We start from the raw sequence: 23,289 nt of genomic DNA, 5'->3' as shown, positions 1-23,289 counted from the left end.
CTTTCCTAATTAACGAAGCCGCACGCCATATGGACCGGGCTTGCCCCGCGCGGGCCATTGACAACCTTGCTGCGGCACGGGCAGGCTGGGGCACGGCAACAACAAGACAGGCTTATCTTGCCAAGTGTCCCCGCCGGTCGGACCAAGACCGGACCACAGCGTCGTATCCCTGCCCGCGCCACGGCGAAAGCCTCTGACGGCGTCAGCGCGCCCGCCATGCGGGCACACAGAGCCATCATCTGCCGCTCGTCGAACCGCCCGGACGGCGCTGGAAGTTCATGCTTGTGGCTGCCCGGAAAGCTCAATACTCTGAAGCAAATGCCCAATCGCGCTCGAACAGCGACGACTTGGCGAAGGAACACTCATCAAAGGAGAACAGCATGATCCGCAAAGCGCTCTGGCTTTCGGCAACCTCGGCATTTCTGACGCTTTTCGCCGTCGGCGGCCATGCCGAGGATCGCGTCGTCAACGTCTTCAACTGGTCGGATTACATCGACAGTTCGATCATCGACGACTTCACCAAGGAGACCGGCATCAAGGTCGTCTACGACACCTTCGATTCCAATGAAATCCTCGAAACCAAGCTGCTTGCCGGCGGCAGCGGCTATGACGTCGTCGTGCCCAGCGGCAACTTCCTGGCCCGCCAGATCCAGGCCGGCGTGTTCCAGAAGCTCGACAAGTCGAAGCTGCCCAACATTTCCAACATGTGGGACACGGTTTCGGAGCGCACCGCCAAATACGATCCGGGCAACGAATATTCGATCAACTACATGTGGGGCACGGTCGGCATCGGCTACAACATCAAGAAGGTGAAGGCAGCACTCGGCACCGACAAGATCGACAGCTGGGATGTGTTCTTCAATCCCGACAGCCTGGCCAAGCTGAAGGACTGCGGCGTCTATGTGCTGGACTCGCCGGCCGACATCATTCCGGCGGCGCTCAAATATCTCGGCCTCGATCCGAACAGCACCTCACCTGACGACATCGCCAAGGCCGAGGAGACGTTGCTGAAGGTGCGGCCGTATATCCGCAAATTCCATTCGTCCGAATACATCAACGCGCTCGCCAACGGCGATATTTGCCTGGCGGTCGGCTGGTCGGGTGACGTCTTCCAGGCGCGCAACCGCGCGGTCGAGGCCAAGCAAGGCGTCGAGATCGGCTATTCCGTACCCAAGGAAGGCGCCCAGATGTGGTTCGACCAGATGGCGATTCCCGCCGATGCGCCGCATGCCGCCGAGGCACTCGAATTTCTCAACTACATGATGAAGCCGGAAGTGATCGCCAAGTCGTCCAACTATGTGCTGTACGCCAACGGCAACAAGGCTTCGCAGCAGTTCGTCGACAAGGCGCTGCTGGATGATCCGGCGGTCTATCCGGACGCCGAGACCTTGAAAAAGCTCTATACGGTCCAGCCCTACGATCCCAAGACCCAGCGCCTGATCACGCGCAGCTGGACCAAGATCGTCACCGGCCAGTAAGCAATGCGACATGGTCCCGGCAGCCACCTGCCGGGACCATTCTTCTCTGGGGCAAGAAGCAAAAAAATAGGACGGAGTGGGACATGAAATCGCTTGGCAGCATCCGCAGGGATTTCGCGCCATGGAACGACCCGAACGCCAAGCCATATATCCAATTCGAGAACGTCACCAAGAAGTTCGGTGACTTCACCGCCGTCAACAATCTGTCGCTGACCATTTTCGAGCGCGAGTTCTTCGCCCTGCTCGGCGCGTCGGGCTGCGGAAAGTCGACGTTGCTGCGGATGCTTGCCGGCTTCGAGGAGCCCACCGCCGGCCGTATCCTTCTCGACGGCCAGGACTTGCGCGGCATCCCGCCCTACCGCCGCCCGGTCAACATGATGTTCCAGTCCTATGCGCTGTTCCCGCATATGAGCGTGGAAAAGAACATTGCCTTCGGCCTCAAGCAGGAAGGCATGCCGGGACCGGATATCGAAAAGCGCGTCGCCGAGATGCTGAAGCTGGTGAAGCTAGAGCAGTTCGCCAAGCGCAAGCCGCACCAATTGTCGGGCGGCCAGCGCCAGCGCGTCGCGCTCGCCCGCTCGGTTGCCAAGCGGCCAAAAGTCTTGCTGCTCGATGAGCCGCTCGGCGCGCTCGACAAGAAGCTGCGCGAGGAAACGCAGTTCGAGCTGATGGACCTGCAGCAAAATCTCGGCCTTACCTTCGTCGTCGTCACCCACGACCAGGAAGAGGCGATGACCATGGCCGACCGCATCGCCATCATCGACAAGGGCGAGGTGATGCAGGTGGCGACGCCGGCGGAAGTCTATGAGGCGCCGAGCTCACGCTTCGTTGCCCACTTCGTCGGCAATGTGAACATGTTCGAAGGCAAGGTCGCCGAGCGTGCGGCAAACACCACGCGCATTACCGGCGCGACAGGGGCCCAGATCGTCGTCGAAAACAGCACCGATACAAAGGCCGGTTCCGACATCGTCTTCGCCATCAGGCCGGAGAAGATCAAGGTGTCGTCGAAGAAACCGGCCGACGCAGTCAATGCGCTTGAGGGCGAGGTCTACGACGTTGCCTATCTCGGCGACATGACCGTCTACCACATCCGGCTGGATGACGGGCAGATCATCAGGGCAAGCGCGCTCAACGCGGCGCGAGTCACCGAGGACCCGCTGACCTGGAACGACCGCGCCTGGGTCTCCTTCCGGCCGGATGCCGGCGTCGTGCTGACACGGTAGGGGGCGGCCATGTCCAACATTGCACTCACCGACGCCGGTCCATCGGCCGCGGCCAAACCGTTCCTGATGCGGCTCGGTGCCGGCTTTGTCAGCCGGCTCGTCATCATCGTGCCTTATCTCTGGCTGCTGTTCTTCTTCTTCATCCCGTTCATCATCGTCTTCAAGATTTCGCTGTCGCAGTCGGCGATCGCCATGCCGCCCTACACGCCGGCGCTCGATTTCAGGGACGGCGTGTCCGGGTTCTTTGTCCGCTTCCGCGAACTCAGCGTCGACAATTATGTCTGGCTAACGCAGGACGCGCTTTACTTCAAAGCCTACGTGACCAGTGTTATCATCGCTGCTGTCTCGACGATCCTGACCTTGCTCGTCGGCTTCCCGATCGCCTACGGCATGGCCCGCGCGCCGGCGACGATCCGTCCGACCTTGCTGATGCTGGTTATCCTGCCGTTCTGGACGTCGTTCCTGATCCGCGTCTATGCCTGGATCGGCATCCTCAAGCCCGAGGGTCTGCTCAATCAGATGCTGTTGTCGCTGCACATCATCAATCAGCCACTGATCATCCTCAACACTTACACGGCGATCTTCATCGGCATCGTCTATTCCTACCTGCCATTCATGGTGCTGCCGCTCTATTCGTCGCTGGAAAAGATGGATTACTCGCTGATCGAGGCGGCAAAGGATCTCGGCTGCCCGCCGACATCAGCCTTCTGGAAGATCACGTTCCCGCTGTCGCTGCCCGGGGTCATCGCCGGCTGCCTGCTGGTGTTCATTCCAGCGGTTGGCGAGTTCGTCATTCCCGATCTGCTCGGCGGCTCGCAGACGCTGATGATCGGCAAGACCTTGTGGAATGAATTCTTCGCCAACCGTGACTGGCCGGTGTCGTCGGCCGTCGCCGTCATCCTGCTGCTGCTCCTGATCGTGCCGATCATGCTCTTCCAGCAGGCCCAGGCACGCGCCCAGGAGCAGGACAAATGAACGCCACCTGGAGCCGCTTCAACGTCACCTCGGTCGTGCTGGGCTTTGCCTTTCTCTATCTGCCGATCGTGCTGCTCATCGTCTTCTCCTTCAACGAGTCGAAGCTGGTCACCGTCTGGGGCGGCTTCTCGACCAAATGGTATGCCTCGCTGTTCCACAATCAGGGGCTGATGGACGCCACCTGGGTGACCGCGCGTGTGGGTGTCATCTCCGCCACTGTGGCAACCGTGCTCGGCACGCTGGCAGCACTGACCTTGACCCGCTACACCCGCTTCCGCGGCCGCATCCTGTTTTCCGGCATGGTGTTTGCGCCGCTGGTCATGCCGGAAGTCATCACCGGCCTGTCGCTGTTGCTGCTGTTCGTTGCCGTCGGTCTCGACCGTGGCTTCCTGACCGTGACGCTTGCTCACATCACCTTGACCATGTGCTTCGTGGCTGTCGTCGTGCAGTCGCGCCTGGTGTCGTTCGATCGTTCGCTGGAAGAAGCTGCCTTGGACCTCGGCGCAACGCCGGTAAAGACCTTCTTTCAGATCACGCTGCCGGTCATCATGCCGGCCATCGTCTCCGGCTGGATGCTGGCCTTCACCCTGTCGCTTGACGACCTGGTCATCGCCTCCTTCACCTCCGGGCCTGGCGCCACCACGCTGCCGATGAAGATCTACAGCCAGGTGCGTCTCGGCGTGACGCCGGAAATCAACGCCGCCTGCACCATCCTGATCGCCGTCGTGGCGGTAGGCGTCATCATCGCTTCGGTCGCCAACAAGCGGCGTGAGGTGCAACGCCAGCTCGACGAACAGGCCGCGCAGCGCGGTTGATTGCGTCAAACGAGGGATAGGGCGGTCCCGGTAAGGGTCCGCCTATTCGCCTGAGACGCCGCGGCTGATCGGCGAGATGAACGGCGTGCTCCAGGTGCCGCCGACGAAGAATGACGACTGGTTGGATCCCTGCTGGCCATTGACCGGTGCCGCTGCCGGGTCGGCCTGGGTGACACCCCCCGAAAGCGCCAGCCCGCGTCCGCCGTAAGAGGCGATGCCGGACAGCCAGACCTTGTATTTCGCCGAATTGGCCTCGGCCTTGTCCAGCCTTGCCACACCCTTCGAGATGGTGGCCTTGAGCTCGGCGCCGTCCATCGGCAGTGTCCCGTCCGAGACGTCGTCGAGCGCGAAGAAGCCGCCCTGTTCCGTGTGCTTCAGAAATGCCGGCAAATTGAGCCCGCTCAGCGCGCCCGGCCCGAACGTCGCAGAGACCGAGCCGTCCGCGTTCTCGAAGATCGAGTCCCAGGATTTGCCCGGCCCTTTGAGAATGACCGAGACAGTGCCGGTGCTGGCCGGCACCAGCCGCGTCATTCCGGCCGCGGTGCCGAAAGCGGCGCCGTCAATGTCGGAGGCGAGCAGCCGGATCTCGACCTGCGAGCCCTCCGGTTTGCGGTCGAAACGCAGGCTACTTTGCACGTTGCCGCCAAAGGCCGACGCATCGGAGATATCGAAGACGGCAAGCCCGTTCTTCACCTGCGCCGTGGCGGCGACGTCGGCAAGCTGGATTGCGCCGGCCGAGGCATGCGCCGCTGACAGCCTCAGATCGAGATTGATCCGGTCGGCGAAGCTGGTGTCGATTTCGCCGGGACCGGTCTCGCCGGTCGGCGCCAGCGGCGTGAAGGCCGAAAACAGCGACCTGAGGTCGAGCGTATCGAAGGCGAGTGTGCCTGATATCACCGGCAAGGCGTCGCCGAACGAAAAATCCAGCGCCCCCATTCCCGGGTTGTTGTCGAGCGTCACCGCGGTGTTTTCGAATTTGACGCGGCCGGCGGTCGCCGTGATCTTGCTCGAAATCGAGACCGAACCGATCGCCGTACCAGGAGCAATGCCGGCCTGCGACCATTCCAGCACGCGCCGCAGCGAGGGCGCGGCGAATTTCGCCTGGCCATCGAAATAGGCGTTTTGCGACATGCTGGCCGTGCCGTCGAACGAGAAGCTGGCCGGCGCTGCCTTGAACGAAAACGTGACCGGTGCGGCGCCGCCGGCAAACAGCACCAGCGGCTTGGGCGAGGCGGCATCGACGGTGACGCTCTCGCCGCGCCAGATTCCGGTCGCCGACAAGGTCGCGTTGCTGTTCATCGCTGCCCAGCTCGCCTGGCCGGACAGGCTGGTCAGCAATTCGACGTCCTTGCCGCCGACGGAGGCGACCATACGGCCGTCCCTGAATTCCACGGTGCCGAACGGATCGGCGGGCAGCTTGCTCAGATCCGGCTTCGTCGGATCGGCGTTGACCACGCCGCGCGCCGTGTCGATGGAGCGGGTGATGCGTCCGCCCGTTGGTATGGCGGGCAGGAATATGCCGTTTGCGGCGCGCTGGACCCGGATCGTCGGCCGCACCAGCCGCGCCGTCGAAAACACCACATCGCCCTGCAGCGCCGCCATGGCCGAAAGGTCGACCTCGACCCGTTCGGCCTCGATCACCGGCGGCGCGTCGGTCTCGGTCCACTGCGACAGCGTGACGTCGCTCAATATGGCGCGGAACTTCGGCCACACCTCGATGCGCGGCGAACCGGCGATGGTGACCCTGAATCCGCTCCACGCGCTCATCTCCCAGGCAATGCGATCGCGCACGATCCGGGTCGAGGCAATCAGCGGCAGAGCGGCGACGACCAGCGCGATGACGAGCACGGCAACGCCGATCGCCCATATTCCGCGCCGGATCAAAGGTGATGGCATATTGCCCCGGTTGCTTTCATTCCGATAAAAATCGTCTGACGGGTGTAACCGCCAGTCGTCACCACGCCTTCCAGTCGTCACTACGACTTAGGGCTGAGGCATTTCAAGTCTTTATGGCCCGGCGATGGCAATTGCGCACACATGGCCGAGTTTAGCGGAACAAAATCTTGCTCTGCCGCACGGTGGTAGGCATAAGCGATGCAGCTTCAGCCTGCTACGAGGCGCGGCGTTTTTGGGACAGCGCGCCTGTAAAGCTGAGGCTAGTGCATGTCGCCCGGAAGAGTGCAGCGGTTCCGGGACAACGACGTGCATCAAAACAAAAGCATATCTATCTTGCGACGCGACGGGCTTCAAGGAGGATCGATAATGGCTGCCGAAGCACCGCTCTGGACCCCGACGCAAGACCAGATCGACGCAGCACCACTGACCGCGTTCATGAAGGCAGCAGCGGCCAAAAGCGGCACATCCTTCGCCTCCTACGCCGAACTGCACCGCTGGTCGGTCGAGGATCGCGAGGGCTTCTGGAGCCTGCTGTGGGACTTTTGCGGCATTGTCGGCGACAAAGGGACCGATGCGGGCGAGCCCGTGCTCGTCGATGGCGACAAGATGCCCGGCGCATCGTTCTTTCCCGAAGCGACGCTGAACTTCGCCGAGAACCTGCTGAAGAAGACCGGTTCCGGTGACGCGATCGTCTTTCGCGGCGAGGACAAGATCGAGCGGCGGCTGTCGTGGAGCGAACTGCACCAGCTGACCTCGCGCTTTCAGCAGCTTTTCCTGTCGCTCAAGGTGAAAAAGGGCGACCGCATCGCGGCGATGATGCCCAACATGCCGGAAACCGTCGCCGCCATGCTGGCGGCCGCCTCCATCGGCGCGGTCTGGTCGTCCTGTTCCCCCGATTTCGGCGAGCAGGGCGTGCTCGACCGTTTCGGCCAGATCGAGCCGGTCATATTCATTGCGCCGGACGGCTATTGGTACAATGGCAAGGCAATCGAGGTCGCCGACAAGATCGCTGCCGTTGCAGCGAAGCTCGAAACAGTAGCCAAGGTCCTGATCGTCGACTATCTCGGTACCTCGCGTGACATCGCCGCGGTCATCGATAAGGCCGTGGCGCTCGAAGAGGCGCTGTCACCCTTTGCCGCCAAAGCGGTCACGTTCGAGCGGCTGCCGTTTGCGCATCCGCTCTACATCCTGTTTTCGTCAGGTACCACCGGCGTTCCCAAATGCATCGTCCATTCGGCCGGCGGCACGCTGGTCCAGCACGTCAAGGAACACCGGCTGCATGCCGGGCTCGTCGAAGGCGACCGCTTCTTCTACTTCACCACCTGCGGCTGGATGATGTGGAACTGGCTGGTGTCGGGCCTGGCCTCGGGCGCCACGCTGCTGCTCTATGACGGCTCACCCTTCCACCCCGACAGCAATGTGCTGTTCAGCTTCGCCGATGCCGAGAAGATGACCTTTTTCGGCACCTCAGCCAAATTCATCGATTCCGTGCGCAAGGCCGGGCTCAAGCCGATCCGCAGCCATGATCTGTCGAGTGTGCGGGCTATTTCCTCCACCGGCTCACCGTTGTCGCCGGAGGATTTCCGCTTCGTCTATGGCGGCATCAAGAAGGACGTACATCTCGCCTCGGTTTCCGGCGGCACCGACATCGTCTCCTGTTTCGTGCTCGGCGTACCGACGCAACCGGTCTGGACCGGCGAGATCCAGGGTCCCGGCCTCGGCCTTGCCGTCGATGTATGGGACGATGACGGCAAGCCGATCCGCGAGCAAAAGGGTGAGCTGGTCTGCACAAAAGCGTTCCCGTCGATGCCGATCGGCTTCTGGAACGATCCTGAGGGCAAGAAATACCAGGCCGCCTATTTCGAGCGCTTCGACAATGTCTGGTGCCACGGCGACTTCGCCGAATGGACCGCGCATGGCGGCATGATCATCCACGGCCGTTCCGACGCGACGCTCAATCCGGGCGGTGTGCGCATCGGCACGGCGGAGATCTACAATCAGGTCGAACAGATGCCGGAGATCCTTGAGGCGCTGTGCATCGGTCAGGATTTCGACAATGACGTCCGCGTCGTGCTGTTCGTGCGGCTGGCCGCCGGCGTGACGCTGGACGAGGATCTGGAAAAGCGCATTCGTTCCAAGATCCGCAGCGGCGCCAGCCCGCGCCACGTGCCGGCAAAGATCGTCGCCGTCAGCGACATTCCGCGCACCAAATCGGGCAAGATCACCGAGCTTGCAGTGCGCGACGTGGTGCATGGCCGCGCCATCAAGAACAAGGAAGCGTTGGCCAATCCAGAGGCGCTGGAGCTGTTCAGGAACCTGCCGCAGCTGGCTGAGTGACGCGGCCGGGATGGTTAACCAGATATGTCGGTCGAATTTACCTAGATTTCATGAGTGGTACACATTCGTAAATTTTTTGGACGGCCGGTAAGGAGTTGTTAAGGCCCGGCGTCGATAGTCGCACGTAACTTGAGGGAGAAATCCCGTTCCTCGTCCCCTGAGGATCAGATTCGCTCAAGCCCCCGTTGTGACAGCAAATCCCATTTAAGGCGTCCTGTTGGACGCCTTTTCTTTGTCCGGGATTCTCGCCCGGAAATCGCCGGCCTATTCGGCCAGCACCCGCGTCGACGGGAAGGCGACCTCGACCAGCGTCCCTTCGCCCGGCGTCGAGGTGATGGTGAAGCGGGCGCGGTTGGCTTCCACCATCGCCTTGGTCAGCGGCAGGCCGAGACCGGTGCCGTCGCCACGCCCGCGCTTCAGCGCATTGATCTGCTTGAACGGCTTCAGCGCCTGCTCGATCTCGGCATGGCTCATGCCAATGCCGGTATCGCGCACCCGCATGACAACGTCGCCGGAGGTTTCATAGGCGGTCGACACGATCACCTGTCCGCCGGCTTGCGTATAGCGAATGGCATTGGACAGGATGTTGAGCGCGATCTGGCGCACGCTTCTGAGGTCGGCGACGACTTCCGGCAGTCGCGAGGCGAAGCTGGAGCGGATGATGACACGCTCGCGGTTGGCCTGCGGCTGCATCATCGCCACCGTCTCGGCCAGCGTATCGTTGAGCGACACCGCCTCGTAGTCCATTTCCTGCTGGCCGGCCTCGATCTTCGAAATGTCGAGGAGGTCATTGACGAGATCGAGCACATGGTTGCCCGAGCGGTTGATGTCTCTGAGATAGTCGCGGTAGCGGTCATTGGCTACCGGGCCGAACTTCTCGTCCACCATCAGCTCGGAAAAGCCGATAATGGCGTTGAGCGGCGTGCGGATCTCGTGGCTGATGCGGGCGAGGAAATCGGTCTTCTGCGAGGAGGCGCGCTCGGCCACCGCGCGCGCCTGGGTCAGATCCTCTTCGGCCCGCTTCCACTGCGTGATGTCGCGCACCACGGCGCAGAAGCCGCTGTCATTGGGCAGCCTGCCGATGGTCATGAACAGCGGGATGAAGCGCCCTTGCGCCTCGCGCCCGATCACCTCGCGGCCATCGTTCATCACACTCGCCACGCCGGGCTCGGACAGGCCGTTCAGATAGTCGCGCGCCGCGCGCTGGCTTTCGATGGCAAACAGCGAGGCGAACGGTTTACCGGTGACGTCGTCGCTGTCGAAGCCGAACAGCGCCTCGGCCGGCCGGCTGATCGAGCGGATGTCGCCGTCGCGGCCGATCAACACCACACCATCGGTCGCGGTGTCGATGATGGTGCGCATCTCGGCAATGCGCGCTTTGAGTTCGGAGACATCGGGCTGCGTCTGCTCCTCGGCTGCGAGATGCGCAACCATCGGCGGCTCGTTATCGCCGGTACGTCGCACCACCAGCATCAGCGCCTTGCCGGCGCGCCACGGCACCGAACGCAAAATGGCTTCGATCGGAAATTCCTGGCCCTCGCGCGTCTTCAGTTTGAGTGTGTGGTCGCTTTCGCCGGCCATTTCTGAATAGGGATCGGCAAACAGCGCGTCGAGCCCGCCGGCGTCGCTCAGGTCCTCAAGCGTGTCATAGCCGGTCAGGCCGAGGAATTCCTCATTGGCGTAATGAAGCTCGTCGCCCGAATGGATGAGCAGCGGCACCGGCAGCTTGCCGAGGATCGACGTGTCAGGGGCCTTGTGTTCATCTCCGGCCGAGAATGCCGAAGGCATGAACCCCTCAAGCTTGAGCGGCGGCACTTTCAGGCGCTGTGGTTCTGCCGGCACTGTGTCCGCATCGCCGGCCTTGTCCCCGTCTTCCACGGCGGAATCGGTCGCCTCGTCGGACGGCGCCCAATCCTCATTGTCCTCGGCATCGCGGAAGTCGGCCGACGTCATGCTGTCGTCTTCACCGGCATTGGCCGGCGTCTCGGCAACAACCGGCTGTGGCTCTGCGGCCTCGACGATCTCTTGGGCTTGCGTATCATCCGGTTCGGAAGCCGGCGCAAGTTCGTCGTTGGACGACGTTGCTTCCGTACTGTCTTCGGTGACGGAGCCTGGTTCGGGATCGGCATAGTCGAGCAGGGAGCGCGACACTGTCGGCGCCTTCGCCTCGCCTGCTTCGCTGTCCGCAAGGCCGTCGTCCGGCTGCTCGCCGTCAAGCCGCGTCAGGTCCTTTTCGTCCTCGGCATCGCTTTCCGGCGGTTCGGCCTCAGCCGTTTCGCTTTCGGGTGCGGCTGCCGATGGTTCAGCCACGGCAGCCGGGCCGGCTTCGTCCGGACTCGAGACCTCGGCGGGTTGTCGGGCTGGCGCGGCTGTTTCAGGCTGGTCCGCCTCGACATGATCCGGCTTGGGCTCATCTGCCTTGGCCTGGTCTGGCATTACCTGATCCGGATTGGCCGGTTCGGCCTGCTTGGCAGTCTCCGGCTGCTCCGGCGGGGGATTGTCCTTCTTCAGCCGCTCGCCGATTTCGCGGAAAGCGCTGCGCTCCAGCGTCGACAGGCCCCTCTCGCTTGTCGGCTGCTTGTCGTTGGCGGGCTGCCGATGCTCGGCCAGCCGGATGACCTTGTCGGCAAAACGACGTTCCTGCTTCGGCACGATGGTCAGTGCCGGCACTTCGCCCTCGAACGGATCGGCCGCCTTGGGAGCTTCCGCCACGGGCTGTTCCGGGGCCGGCTCAGCTGCTGCCGCTGGCGCGCCATTGGGGACCAGCGCCATGCCGATTGCTTCCGGATCGACCACCGCATCGCCGGCGCGGGCGACGCCGAAACCACGAAAACCTTCGAAGGCGCGGCTGCGGCCATAGACAGGCAGTGCTGCCAGATCGACCGGTATCTTCAGGTCGGAGCCGGCAACCGGCCACAGTACCGAGCGGCCCGACCAGGTGTCGCGCCGTTCAAGCAGGCCCGCGATCTCGCCCGAGGCGTCGAGGCCGAAAGTTGTCGCGACGTCCTTGAAGCGGCGGCCGATCACGTCGGCGGCGGCTTTGCCGACAATGTCGCCGAATTCCGGCGACAGCGCGCTGAACTTGCCCTCGGCGTCGGTGCGCCAGACGAAGCGCAGCGGCGGCGCCGAGCGGTCGACCTCACGTTTGGCGGGAGGCGCAGCCGGTGGGGCTGCGTCGGACGGCAGGGCGGGCGCAGCGGCACTGCTGTCCAACTGCGCACTCTCGGCCGGGGAAACAGAGTCCGGCTCGGCCTGCGCCGGGCTGTCCGGCTCGCCCGCCTGCGGCTCTTCGCCGGCATGGAAGTACCAATGATCATGTTGCGCCGGCGCGCTGTCATTCGCCGCCTGCTCGCGGCCGGTCGTCTGCTCGCGATGGTCCGCCTTTGTATCGGTTGACGCCGAAGCATCATGCTCGGTGGCAGCCGGACCTGTCTCCCCGACATCAGGCGCGGCCGCGAGTGGGGCGCCCTGATTCCCGCTTGCGGTGGGGTGGTCAGCCACCGCATCCACCGTTACCGCGTTCTCCGCGGCGGCTTGCGCCGGGCCATCGTCGACCTGCGCTGCAGCAGGTTCGGCATCCAGCTCGCCGACAGGATTTTCCTCACCGAGCTGATCCTCGTCGATGACCACCAGCAGATGCCTGGACTCGGTCAGGCGCGCGAAGCCGGCCGGATAGGACGTGGCGCCGCCGGGGACCAGCCGCTTGACGATGCGGTCGTCCTGGCTCGCCACGTCGGCGACAAGCGCGGCCAGCGTCTCAGGCCGGATGGCGAGCGCGCCAAAGCCATCCGAAGCCGCCTCGACAGTGCCGGCGGCGTCGACAAAGGCGATGAAATGGCCGTCTTCGGTAAAGCCGCTGATGGCGCGGGTCCCAATGTCGGCAGCACTGCGCGAGCCGGCCTGCGCTGCCGGCACCACCAGCATAATGGCGCTTTCGCCGTCCGGCATAGTCACCGCACTGGCCAGGAAGCCGACGGCGCGGCTGGTGATGCCGGTCGCCAGCCGTACCGTAATGGCGCGGTCGCTGCCGATCTGCGGGAAGCCCGCGGTCGCCATGATCTGGCGCCTGGCGATCAGCGGCAGCTGAGCCGAGGCGCCGATGATGGCCTCGATATCGGGATAGCCGAACACCGCAGCGCCCGGGCCGTTGGCCCAGATCACCTGTTCGAGGTCGGCCGACAGAATCGCGATCGCGTCGCCGGCGGCGAAGCGCTGGCGAACCGCATCAAGCACGGCGACATCGAGGAAAGAGTAGTTCTCGGAAGGCATGCGCTTGGCGGACCCTTTCGGTGAAACCTCTTGGCGAACCCCTCTTGGCGAACCTACAAGGCGGGCAATTTGCAGTTAACGCTTTGTTAATAAAAGCCCGCGCGGCGAAGGTCCACAAGCCATGGCGGGAAGCAGGTGGAATCTCTGGCCACTTGGTTAACAGCGTCTCGGAATGTCCCTGGATAACCTCTTGGGTGACGCATGGGAAGAAATTTATGGTGCACTGCAACAAAGATATTGCATCGCACAAAAAAACCGCTATATTGCCATCATACATGAACGAGACGGCTTTTTGTCAAAGCCGCTACCCCGAAAGGATGGAAAATGACCAAGGCCAAGACCGCTGAGACCATCGAAAACGTCGAATTCCCGAGCTTCGACGCTTCCAAGGCAACCGACCAGATCCGCGCTTTCGCCGAAAAGGGCGTCGAGCAGTCGAAGGAAGCCTACTCCAAGCTGAAGACCGGCGCCGAAGAGACCCAGAAAGTCCTGGAATCGACCTTCGAGACTGCCAAGACCGTTTCCAGCGACCTGTCGCTCAAGACGATCGCCGCTCTGCGCGCCAATGCCGAAGCCGGCTTCTCGCATCTCGAGGCCCTCATCGGCGCCAAGTCGCTGTCGGAAGTAGTCGAACTGCAGACCGCCTTCCTGCGCAAGCGCGTCGAGACCACGGTCGAGCAGGCCAAGGACTTCCAGGCTGTTGCTTCGAAGGCTGCCGAAGACGTCTCCAAGCCGGTCAAGACCGCTTTCGAGAAGGCCCTGAAGGACATCAAGGCCGCCTAATAATTGCGCACAACTCTGCGATGCATCAAAACGTCGCATTTCGTCAGACAAATAGGTGTGCGATAGAGTTGTCCAAATGAATACCCGGCGAGTGGAACCTCCTCCCTCTGCTCTCCGGGGTGACCAGCCAGCACCTCCTCCCGCTGGCTCGTAACAGGAAAAGGCCGGCACCTCCTCCCGCCGGCCTTTTTCTTTTGCCGAAGAAACGGGCGTCTGTTGGCAGACCGGCTTTGCCTTATCAAAGGCCTTGAATTAGTCTCTGATAGACCGTATTGGACGCATCGCCGAACGACAGAGCGGATCTCGGAGAATGAATTTTCACCACGATCTGGCTCAGGCGAACGTGCCGTTGTAGCTCAGATGGTTAGAGCGCCGGATTGTGGATCCGGAGGTCGCTGGTTCGATCCCAGCCAACGGTACCATCGAATTTCCCGCTAAAGTATTGATTGCCGATCCCGACGATCCACGAGAGATCAAGACCTGTATGGCCCTGTCGGCAGGGCAGGAAGACCCTGACTGCGCACACACACCGCGGTGCGGATACCCGCGCCGCAGCTTAGGTTTCATTTTACTCCAGCGGTTCGTCGGTCGGCCGAGGCGTCGTGCCTGCCTGACGAGGACGGCCGGCATTGCGATTTGCAATGCGGCTGTCGAGTGGCGATCTGGACGCTTGCTGGGCGCCAGCGGTCTTGGGTGCCGTCGGCTTGGCGCCGGAATCGCTGTCTTCAGCATCGCGACGGGGATGTGGCAAACCGGCGGCCTCAGGCGACCTGACCGGGGGTGTGGCGGCCGGGTTTGTCGATGCGGGTTTATCCTTGGCCATTTTCAACTCTCGCCTTTTCAGCATGCAGACGGCCGGACAACAAAGTCGGGCCATTGGACAGAACGGTCAGCCGTGCGGGCGCATCACGACTTTGATGCAGCCGTCCTCCTTGTCGCGGAAGGTTTTGTAAGTTCGGGCCCGGCCTTGAGGCCAGCGCGATGGAATGACGGGTCGATATCGCCGTTCTGAACTTTCTGCAGCGATGTCGCGTTCATCCTGGATCGTCGGATCGGCCACCTGTTCGCAACGTATGTCGCCTTTGCCGTGCCATGTGAGGGCCTTCATGTGCTGTTCCTTGACGACAAGCCCTGCGAGCCCGAACTTGGCTTGATGTGAAATGTTCCCGCTTCCAACGAGCATCCGGCCTCAACCCTTGGCGGCCGAGCCGGGTTCGGCCATGCCGCAATGCTGCTCGGCCAGGGTGCCGGCCGGCGTGCCATGCGCCGCTGCAACCTGCAGCTTGTTTTTCCAGCCGCTGATCGCCTGCTGCCACGACCGCATCCCTGATCGCTTCGCAGGGCAGAGGTTTGGCGCAAGCGCAGGATCTGCTATCGCGCCAGCATCGCGGCGACAACGAACACGACGGCGGCAACGACGACAAGCGCGACAATGGCCAGCACCGGGCCGTTTTTACTCGGGGCCGGGGCTCGCTCGTCGTCCGGCCGCCGCATCGCATTGGCGAAGCTTGCTTGATTAGCGAAAGCCGGCGTGCCCGTCGCTGCGGGAACCGGCACGGCGCAGGTGTCTGCTGCTTCGGCATCGGTTTCCATAGGCGCCGCCGCCGGGTCGAATCCCGGCGTCTTGTCCTCTGTCACCCCAGACTGAATATCGCCTCTGTCTTCGGCCGGGTTACGTTCGACGTTCATGATGATGCTCCTGCCGCTGGCGGCCATGGTCGGCAACGCGGCAGATTCGGCAAAGTTCCAGTCTGGCTCGCAATGCCCGCTTACGCACACCGCCGCTCGTTGACCTTGAGCTGGCTCGTTCCAGCCACTCCAACCCAAATTGCCAGTCCGGCTCCCGGCGGCGCGCTGTTTGGATTCCGTGGGAACATCAACAGCGCCAGCGAGTTCGGTATGTGCAGCGAGTTCCCTGTTCGCCGCATGGCCGACTGCCGGAGCTCTTGACTGCCCGCGTCTTCGCTCCTGGAGCGCGGGCCACTCCTCTTAGCCCAAGGTTGCGATCATGAGCAGAAACATTCCGGAAAAGCGGGCCAGGCAGGGTGGCTTGGGGCGACCGGTCCTTGGCGTGCTCTTGGCAGGCCTTGTCTTGGCGCTCGTTGCCTGGGGGATCGCTGAAATCTATGGCGAGCAGGCTAAGACACCGGCGACACAACAAAACAGCCGGGTTCCATCGCCAGATACTTACAGCCCAAATCCTGGCCAAACGGACCCCGCAAACTCCAAGGCCGATGATGTGAATGGCGAACCGGTGGACCGAAATCCCAAGCTCGACAAGGATCCCACGCCGCGATCAAGCACTGGCGGGGATCAGCCAGGAACGCCGCCAACTCAACCTGCTTCGCCATAGCGTTCGCACTAGTTGATAAACACAATTCAAACAGATGCGGAAATGTGGAGCGGCGATTTCAGCCAATTTCAAGAGCCGGGTCTGTCAATAATCGCCGGCGCTCTCTGATAGCTGGGGAAACCTCCGCTGATTCTTACCGCTTGCTGGATGGCACTGGCGGCTCCAGACCGACTGCGCGCTGTGTCACGCCGGCAGACCTTTGCACCTCTGGGCGCTTTTGAACTTGCAAGTCGATGGAATCGGGCAAGCTGGGTGTAGATGATGCAGTCGTCATCTTATCGAGGTCCGGCAGCAACACCATCTTTGCGTAGCGTGGAGGAACCAGATGGCCTCCGAAAACAGCGAATATCCCGCACACGAATAAAGCGAGAAGCAGGGCCGTAAGCACATCTGTGAAAATTTCGACAAATCTCATGTGCTCGCTCCGCGCGTAAGGATCCCGCCGCGCTCTCGACAGTAAGAGCGGCGGGATCCTCAACCGGCGATGAAGGGACTTTGATCGACGGTCTTCTCCTAATGTGGCTTCCGGTTGCGTGTTCCCTGGTTCGGACCTTATCCACCGACTATGGGACTAAGGTCCCGAACCTAAATGGAACCGATGGGGAAGAGCGGAATCCATGTGCCTTTAAGAGGCTTCAACCAGAGGGCACGACGGCTGATCGTCAGCCTCCCGCCAGAGACAGTCCACGGGCGCGCTCGCGCAGCAAGGCAAGCAGTTCGTCGCGCCGTGGCTCCGGCGTGTCGACGGGTAACACCAGACACAAGGTCCTTTTGATGGCGCCGTGGCCGTCGTGGATGGGCGCTGCCATGCACCAGGTGAAGCGGTCCGCCAGAGCGGCGGTCTCGCTGAAACCCTGCCGGTGGGCCAGGGCAACATCGGCAAAGAATTCGGCTGGTGCAATGATGCGGCCGTCGGGAAGCTTGTAGTCGCCAGATGGGATGAAGTCCCTCAACTCTTGCTCGTTCATATGGCCGAGGAGCAGCCGTCCGGATGCCGTCCATGGGATCGGCACCTCGACCCCGACATCGCTTGAGATCCGGAACGGGCCCGGCGAATCTCGGCAGTCCAGAACGACGTATTTGTTGCCACGCAGGCCGCATAGCTGGACCGTCTCGCCTGTCTCGGCGGCCAACTTATCCAAGGTCTCGATGATGCGACGGTAATGGGCGTTGTGATGTGAGTAGGCCCAGCCGAACAGATGCATGGCGCGTCCGAAATAGACGTAACCTTCACCGCCGACGTTTTCGAGCATTTCGGCGTCGAGCAGGCTGTTGACGATCTCGTAGGTGGTCGAACGCGGCGCGCCGATCATCTTGGCGATGTCGCCGACGCGCATTGGCGCGCGGTGCCGCAGCAACGCCTCGAGCAGCATGATGACGCGGTCAATGCCGCGTCGTCGTTCGCCGTTGCGCGGCTCCGCGCCGGCTTCCTTCCCGATCGCATCGTTAGTGCCGTCGCTCATGACCATCCGCCAAAATCATTTCGGTTCTCGTCTCAAGGCGCTTGAAAGATGTCAAGGCTCGGTCTAGCATCCAATTTGTCCGATATACAGACACATTGTCTGAAATACCAGACAAACTAACGAGCCGGACGCAGACAAATCCCGAGAGGACACACGGTTTCCAAGACCCGGCGACCGACGGGTTTCCTCGCCCTTGTTCTGCACGTCGAGGCCACAACCTCTGAAGGGAACAGTCATGATGAAATCACCGTTTTTCGCATCCGCCAGCGCGCTTTGCCTCGGTCTCGTGCTGAGCTTTGGCGTCGCCTCGCAGGCCAATGCTGCCGCCAACTGCATCAAGGGCGACCGCAAGGCGCCGTACACGATCGGCTGGGCCAACATCTATTCCGTGCCGACCTGGATGAAGCAGACCCAGGGCACGATCGAAGCCGAAGTCGAGACCCTGAAGAAGCAGGGACTGGCCGACAAGCTCGTCGTCACCGACGCTCAGGGCGATGCCAACGTCCAGATCCAGCAGATCCAGTCGATGATCGATTCCGATGTCGACGCCATCATCCTGATCGCCGGTTCGTCGACCGCACCGGCACGCGTTCTGGCCGACGCCTGCGCCAAGGGCATCGCCATCATCAACTTCGACAGCCTCGTCGACACAGACAAGGTCACCGCCAAGGTCAACACCGATTCTTCGCAATGGGGCGACCAGGCCGCCAAGTTCCTGATCGATGCCATCGGCGGCAAGGGCAAGATCCTGATCCTCAATGGCCCCGCCGGGGTTTCGGTCAGCGATGACAGGCGCAAAGGCGCCGACGCTGAGCTCAAGGCCCATCCCGACGTGACGGTGCTTGCCGAGACCAACACGCCCTACAACGTCGCGCCGGCACAGGAAGCCGTCACCAGCCTGCTCTTCGCCAACCCCGAGATCGACGGCATCCTGTCGCTCGGCGGCGCTCTGTCGGCAGGCGCCGTGCTGGCCCTCGACAAGCAGGGCCGTGAACAGGTGCCGATCACCGGTGAGAACGCCCGGCAGTTTTTGGAACTCTGGAAAGAAAAGGGCTTGAAGAGCTGGGCGACGATGCAGCCGAACTGGCTCGGCGCCTTCGCCACCTACACCGCCGTTCAGGCGCTGGAAGGCAAGGATGTGCCGGCTTTCGTCAAGATTCCGCTGCCGGTGATCGACAATTCCAACATCGACGAATACCTCGCCCGGGCCAAGGACTTCCCGGCTGACGGCTACATCTTTTCTCCTTACGATGAGGAGCTGTTCAAGAAGCTGCTGGCTCAGAAATAAGCCTGAAGGGTTGTAGTGTTGACAACCATGGCTCCGCTGCTCGCGGCGCGCGGGGTGTCGAAGTCTTTCTTCGGCAACCCCGTCCTGCGCGACGTTTCAATCGCTCTCCAGCCGGGCCGCGTGCATGCGCTGCTCGGCGAGAACGGCGCCGGAAAGTCGACCTTGATCAACCTTTTGTCCGGCGCCTTGAGACCGGATGGCGGGACGATCGAGGTCGATGGACGCGCGGTCTCACGCATGACGCCAGCTGTTGCGCGGCAGGCCGGCATCGCCGTCGTCCAGCAGGAACTCAGCCTGACGGCCAGTCTTTCCATCGCCGAAAATGTTGGTCTCGGCGCCTATCCCAAACGGTTCGGCCTGATCGACTACCGCGAACTCGCTGCGCGGGCGAGGGCCGCATGCGAACTTGTCGGGCTGCACGAGCCGCTGTCGACGCCGGTCGGGAATCTGTCGCTCGGCCGCCGCCAAATGGTGGAGATCGCCAAGGCGCTCTACCGCCGGCCGCGCGTGCTCATTCTCGACGAACCGACATCGTCGCTATCGGCAACCGAAACCAAAATCCTCACCGATCTGCTGCAGCGGTTGCGCGGCGAAGGCATCGCCATTCTCTACATCTCGCACCGACTGAACGAAGTCATGGCGCTGTGCCAGCACGTCACCGTGCTGAAGGACGGCACCTGCACGGCCGACCGCACCCTGGAAGGCACCGACGCCGCCGGGTTGGTTCGGCTGATGGTCGGCCGCGATCCCGGTGATCTTTTTCCGCAATGGCAGCCTTCCAGTTTGCTTGCCGACGCTATCTCCGTCCGAAATCTTTCGGCCGGCCTGATGCGCGACGTCGATCTGGATATCAAAACGGGCGAAGTGCTTGGCATTGGCGGCCTGGTCGGGCAAGGGCAGGAAGATCTGCTGCTCGGTCTCTACGGCGCCATTCCGGCACGGACGGCGTCGGCGACCGTCAACGGCGCCTCCGGCCTGCCCGGCGGCGTGCCGAAAGCCAACGCGCTGGGGCTGGCCTATGTGCCCGCGGATCGCAAGCGCGAGGGCCTGCACCTGATCCATCCCATCATCACCAACATGATGCTGCCCGCCTTTGCCAGGCTGCCGGCGCTGAAGCTGCGCAGCCGCCGCGCAGAGCGCGAGACGGCCAAAAGCCTTGCCGCCCAACTCGGCATCAAGGGTCACCTCGGCCGGGCGGCGCAGGCTCTATCGGGCGGCAACCAGCAGAAGGTGGCGCTGGCGAAATGGATGCCGCACGACCCGTTGGTGCTTCTGCTCAACGATCCGACGCGCGGCGTCGACGTCGAAACCAAGCGTGAGATCTACATGATGCTTCGCAATTTCGCCGCCGCCGGCAAGGCGGTCGTGCTGCTCAGTTCCGACACGCCCGAACTCGTGCACCTTTGCGACCGTGTAGCCATCGTCCGCGAAGGCCGCATCGTCGCCATGCTGGCGCGTGGAGCGCTGAGCGAGGAAGCCATCGTCTCCGCGGCGATGGGCGCCGAACAGCGGAAGGTTGCGGCATGAACACATCTTCCTCCGCCCGGCAGACCGGCGCGCTCTACTGGCCGGTGCAACTGCGTCGCAATGTCGGCGTGCGCAGCCTGTTTGCCGTCGTCCTGGTGTTTCTCATCGCCTATGGCGTCCTCTTTCCGGGTCTGTTCACGGCGTCCGGCTTCGCCAAATTCACGCAGAGCTGGTTTCCATTGGCTCTGGTCGCGATGGCGCAGGCGATCCTGATGCTCACCGGCGGCATCAGCCTGGCCATCGGCGCGACGGTCAGCTTGGGCGCGGTCATCGCCGCGACGACGATGGCCGGGCCGCTGGGCGTCGCCGGGGGCACTGCCGCGGTGGCGCTGACGGGCCTCGGCATCGGGGCGGCGACCGGCTTCATCGTGGTACGGCTTCGGCTGCCGGCCATCGTGGTGACGCTTGCCGGGTCGTTCATCATCGGCGGCGCCGCACTGCTGATCCTGCCGCGGCCCGGCGGCGCAATCCCGGCGTGGCTGTCCGACCTGCTTGCCGGCAACACACCGGCGGCATTCGTGCTGCTGGTGCTCATCGTTCTCCTGTGGAAGCTCTATCTCGCCACGCCGCTTGGCTTGAGCCTCTATGCCGCCGGCGAGAATCCGGTCGGCGCCTATCGCTCCGGCGTGCCGGTCGACGGCGCGCGCATTGCGGCCTATGCGATCAGCGGTCTGCTCTCCACCGGCGCCGGCTTGTTCGTCGCCGCACAGACCGGTTCGGGCGACCCGGTCATCGGCGCCGCCTTTACCCTGAACTCGATTGCCGCTGCGGTGCTCGGCGGCATCGGCTTCCTCGGCGGCCAGGGCACGATGCGCGGCGCGCTTGCCGGCAGCCTGCTGCTCAGCCTGATGATCAGCGTCATGTTCTTCCTCGGCTTCACGCCGGTCGCACAATATGTGGCCCAGGGCCTGATCATCATCGGCGCGGTCGCCATCCCGCAATTCCGCAAGGCACAGCAATGACAGCATGGAATGACAGCGCGGGCGGCAAACGCGCCCTGACGGTCCTGCGCAGCCGGCCGTTTCTCACCGTTGCCATCGTTGCCGCGGTCTGGATCGTGGCGAGCTTCGTTTCGCGCGGCTTCGGCGCTTATGGCCATCTGCGCTATCTGGTGGAGCTCGGCGCCGTCATCGGCCTGGTTGCCGCGGGCCAGACTTTTGTGGTGATCGCCGGCGGCATCGACCTTTCCGTCGCGGCCATCGTCACGGTCAGCGCCGTCAGCCTGCCGCTGCTGTCGTGGCAGGTGGATCCGACCGGCATCACCGCCATTCTTGCCGTTCTGGTGCTGACCACGGCAATCGGCCTGGTCAACGGGCTCGGCGTCGCTTTGCTGCGCGTCCACCCGATGATCATGACATTGGCCATGGCGACATTCTTGCAGGGTCTGTTGATCATCATCGCCGGCGGCAGCGCCGTGACCGCCGAGAACCCGCTGGTCCACTGGCTCGGCAATGGCCGGCCGGCCGGCATTCCCGCTGGCGTATTGTTGTGGGTGGTCGTCTCGGCGATCGTGCTGACCACGATGCATGCGACATCGCTCGGCGCCCGGATTTTTGCCATGGGCGCCAACCCGCTTGCCGCGGCGCTGTCCGGTGTTCCGGTCACGTCCACGACGCTTGCGGTCTACGGCATCAGCGGCTTCTGCTCGGGACTTGCCGGCGTGCTCGTGTTGGGCATGAACGGACAGGGCTATGTCGGCATCGGCGATCCCTATCTGCTCGCCTCGATTGCCGCCGTGGTCCTCGGTGGCACCTCGATCCTCGGCGGGCTTGGCACCTATGCCGGCACCATCCCCGGCGCCATCCTGCTGGTCACCATCACCGCGCTGATCACCGTCGTCAACGCATCGCCCGGCTGGCGCAGCATCCTGTTCGGCTCGCTGATCCTCGGCCTGCTGCTGCTCTCAGGCCGGGAGCAGGCGCGCCGATGACACATCGTCGAGCCGATAGATGCGCCTTGCGTTGCCGAAGAACAGCGCCGTCTGCTCGTCGGCGGAAAAGTCCGCTGTGATGGTTTTGAAGCCGTCATATATGTCATCGAACGAGGCATGCAGGCCGGCGACCGGAAAGTCGCTGCCGAACATGGCGCGACCGGTGCCGAAACAATCGATGCAATGCAGGACGACGGGCTTCAGGCTGTCGAGCGTCCAGTCATGATCGTAGGCGACCAGATCCGATATTTTGATGGCGACGTTGTCGCATTGCGACAGAAGCCGCAGCCCGTCGCGCCACACCTGCATGCCATCGGCGTCGCGGTCGATCGGGCTACCGCAATGGTTGAGCACGAATTGCTGATCGGGGAAGGCCCTGGCAAGCAGCCCCGCGTCGGCGAGCTGGCGCGGAAACACCATCATGTCGAAGGCCAGCCGATGCTGGCCAAGCAAGGCAAGCCCGGCGCGCCAGGCCGGATCGTCCATGATGCCGTCACGGGCCGCAAAACGGCGGGCAGGGTCGGGATCCCAGCTCAATATGTCGCGCACGCCGGCGACACGCTCGAACGCGGCTTGCGCTTCGATCAGCGCCGGCGCCTGGCGATCGGCGAGCGGCACGTGAACGACATAGCGGGCGGCGACGCCGCGCGATTTGTCGAGTGTTTCAAGCCAGCGCGTTTCTCCGATGCAGTCGCCACTCGCCCAGCCGGCTTCGACATGGACGGTGGCGACGACATTATGCCCTATGGCATCGCGCGCATAATCCCCGGGCAGATAGTTCCGCCGCAAGGGGCCAAGCTCGCCGAGGCCGCCGCGCTCGCTGGCCGTGGCGGCGAGCCAGGGATGCCGTCCCAGTCTGAGATCCCAAAGATGATGATGGGCGTCGATGATCGGTCCGGCGTAAGGTTCTGGCACGTATCTCTCTCAGGCTGTGACCGGCGATCGATCCTGG

The 23,289-nt window shown here is 63.1% G+C and carries 15 protein-coding genes, 1 tRNA gene and 3 pseudogenes; 11 read left to right on the top strand and 8 right to left on the bottom strand.

Going from position 1 to position 23,289, the window contains the following annotated elements; translation table 11 throughout:
* Positions 1-380 precede the first annotated feature (380 nt).
* From ACYG9Y_RS20785 to ACYG9Y_RS20770, 4 genes are all read left to right on the top strand, one after another.
* On the top strand, positions 381-1,478 hold the full coding sequence (locus ACYG9Y_RS20785; RefSeq protein WP_023681872.1) for a polyamine ABC transporter substrate-binding protein: 1,098 nt from the start codon (positions 381-383) through the stop codon (positions 1,476-1,478).
* An 83-nt stretch (positions 1,479-1,561) separates the two neighbouring features.
* A complete protein-coding gene (locus tag ACYG9Y_RS20780; RefSeq protein ID WP_023697298.1) occupies positions 1,562-2,701 on the top strand; it encodes an ABC transporter ATP-binding protein in 1,140 nt (379 codons plus the stop codon).
* Positions 2,702-2,710: 9 nt separating this feature from the next.
* A complete protein-coding gene (locus ACYG9Y_RS20775) occupies positions 2,711-3,676 on the top strand; it encodes an ABC transporter permease subunit (RefSeq protein ID WP_031195899.1) in 966 nt (321 codons plus the stop codon).
* Positions 3,673-4,491 carry an ABC transporter permease gene (locus ACYG9Y_RS20770; RefSeq protein ID WP_023669326.1) on the top strand — a complete coding sequence of 273 codons (819 nt, stop codon included), beginning with the start codon at positions 3,673-3,675 and terminating at the stop codon, positions 4,489-4,491. The genes ACYG9Y_RS20775 and ACYG9Y_RS20770 overlap by 4 nt, the downstream gene beginning before the upstream one ends.
* A 42-nt stretch (positions 4,492-4,533) precedes the next feature.
* Here ACYG9Y_RS20770 and ACYG9Y_RS20765 read toward each other — a convergent pair whose 3' ends face one another.
* Positions 4,534-6,387: an AsmA family protein gene (locus ACYG9Y_RS20765; RefSeq protein ID WP_023681868.1), complete on the bottom strand. Its 1,854-nt coding sequence runs from the start codon at positions 6,385-6,387 to the stop codon at positions 4,534-4,536.
* 366 nt (positions 6,388-6,753) lie between these two features.
* Between ACYG9Y_RS20765 and ACYG9Y_RS20760 the strand changes: the two genes are divergently transcribed.
* Positions 6,754-8,724 (top strand): acetoacetate--CoA ligase, encoded by a 1,971-nt coding sequence (locus tag ACYG9Y_RS20760; RefSeq protein ID WP_023738252.1) that lies wholly within the window; start codon positions 6,754-6,756, stop codon positions 8,722-8,724.
* 264 nt (positions 8,725-8,988) lie between these two features.
* Here ACYG9Y_RS20760 and ACYG9Y_RS20755 read toward each other — a convergent pair whose 3' ends face one another.
* Positions 8,989-12,993 carry a PAS domain S-box protein gene (locus ACYG9Y_RS20755; protein WP_023697295.1) on the bottom strand — a complete coding sequence of 1,335 codons (4,005 nt, stop codon included), beginning with the start codon at positions 12,991-12,993 and terminating at the stop codon, positions 8,989-8,991.
* A 324-nt stretch (positions 12,994-13,317) separates the two neighbouring features.
* Between ACYG9Y_RS20755 and ACYG9Y_RS20750 the strand changes: the two genes are divergently transcribed.
* A complete protein-coding gene (locus ACYG9Y_RS20750; protein ID WP_023669330.1) occupies positions 13,318-13,776 on the top strand; it encodes a phasin in 459 nt (152 codons plus the stop codon).
* Positions 13,777-14,121: 345 nt separating this feature from the next.
* A tRNA-His gene (locus ACYG9Y_RS20745) sits at positions 14,122-14,198 on the top strand.
* A 467-nt stretch (positions 14,199-14,665) separates the two neighbouring features.
* Here ACYG9Y_RS20745 and ACYG9Y_RS20740 read toward each other — a convergent pair.
* The 5 genes and pseudogenes from ACYG9Y_RS20740 to ACYG9Y_RS20720 form a co-directional block, all read right to left on the bottom strand.
* A pseudogene (locus ACYG9Y_RS20740) lies at positions 14,666-14,799 on the bottom strand (glutathione-dependent formaldehyde dehydrogenase); the annotation flags it as partial.
* A gap of 4 nt (positions 14,800-14,803) precedes the next feature.
* Positions 14,804-14,884, bottom strand: a pseudogene (locus tag ACYG9Y_RS20735) (alcohol dehydrogenase catalytic domain-containing protein); the annotation flags it as partial.
* Between the two features lie 81 nt (positions 14,885-14,965).
* Positions 14,966-15,079 (bottom strand): annotated as a pseudogene (locus ACYG9Y_RS20730) (SDR family NAD(P)-dependent oxidoreductase); the annotation flags it as partial.
* A 68-nt stretch (positions 15,080-15,147) separates the two neighbouring features.
* On the bottom strand, positions 15,148-15,465 hold the full coding sequence (locus ACYG9Y_RS20725) for a hypothetical protein (protein WP_031196696.1): 318 nt from the start codon (positions 15,463-15,465) through the stop codon (positions 15,148-15,150).
* A gap of 1,326 nt (positions 15,466-16,791) precedes the next feature.
* Positions 16,792-17,598 carry an IclR family transcriptional regulator gene (locus ACYG9Y_RS20720; RefSeq protein ID WP_023748648.1) on the bottom strand — a complete coding sequence of 269 codons (807 nt, stop codon included), beginning with the start codon at positions 17,596-17,598 and terminating at the stop codon, positions 16,792-16,794.
* 229 nt (positions 17,599-17,827) lie between these two features.
* Between ACYG9Y_RS20720 and ACYG9Y_RS20715 the strand changes: the two genes are divergently transcribed.
* The 4 genes from ACYG9Y_RS20715 to ACYG9Y_RS20700 are packed head-to-tail and all read left to right on the top strand — an operon-like array spanning position 17,828 to position 22,337.
* Positions 17,828-18,880 carry a substrate-binding domain-containing protein gene (locus ACYG9Y_RS20715; protein ID WP_031253329.1) on the top strand — a complete coding sequence of 351 codons (1,053 nt, stop codon included), beginning with the start codon at positions 17,828-17,830 and terminating at the stop codon, positions 18,878-18,880.
* Between the two features lie 27 nt (positions 18,881-18,907).
* Positions 18,908-20,407 carry a sugar ABC transporter ATP-binding protein gene (locus ACYG9Y_RS20710; RefSeq protein WP_196815217.1) on the top strand — a complete coding sequence of 500 codons (1,500 nt, stop codon included), beginning with the start codon at positions 18,908-18,910 and terminating at the stop codon, positions 20,405-20,407.
* Positions 20,404-21,369, top strand: a complete 966-nt coding sequence (locus ACYG9Y_RS20705; RefSeq protein WP_023686801.1) for an ABC transporter permease — start codon at positions 20,404-20,406, stop codon at positions 21,367-21,369. Before ACYG9Y_RS20710 ends, ACYG9Y_RS20705 begins: the two co-directional genes overlap by 4 nt.
* Positions 21,366-22,337 carry an ABC transporter permease gene (locus ACYG9Y_RS20700; protein WP_023695084.1) on the top strand — a complete coding sequence of 324 codons (972 nt, stop codon included), beginning with the start codon at positions 21,366-21,368 and terminating at the stop codon, positions 22,335-22,337. Before ACYG9Y_RS20705 ends, ACYG9Y_RS20700 begins: the two co-directional genes overlap by 4 nt.
* On the opposite strand, the gene ACYG9Y_RS20695 is transcribed toward ACYG9Y_RS20700, so the two are convergent.
* Positions 22,311-23,252 carry an amidohydrolase family protein gene (locus ACYG9Y_RS20695; protein WP_023692366.1) on the bottom strand — a complete coding sequence of 314 codons (942 nt, stop codon included), beginning with the start codon at positions 23,250-23,252 and terminating at the stop codon, positions 22,311-22,313. The genes ACYG9Y_RS20700 and ACYG9Y_RS20695 overlap by 27 nt on opposite strands.
* Between the last annotated feature and the right edge of the window lie 37 nt (positions 23,253-23,289).

The organism is Mesorhizobium sp. W050 (assembly GCF_054719535.1).
The sequence above is the reverse complement of the archived record's forward strand: the minus strand, read 5'-3'. Positions and strand labels throughout refer to the sequence as shown.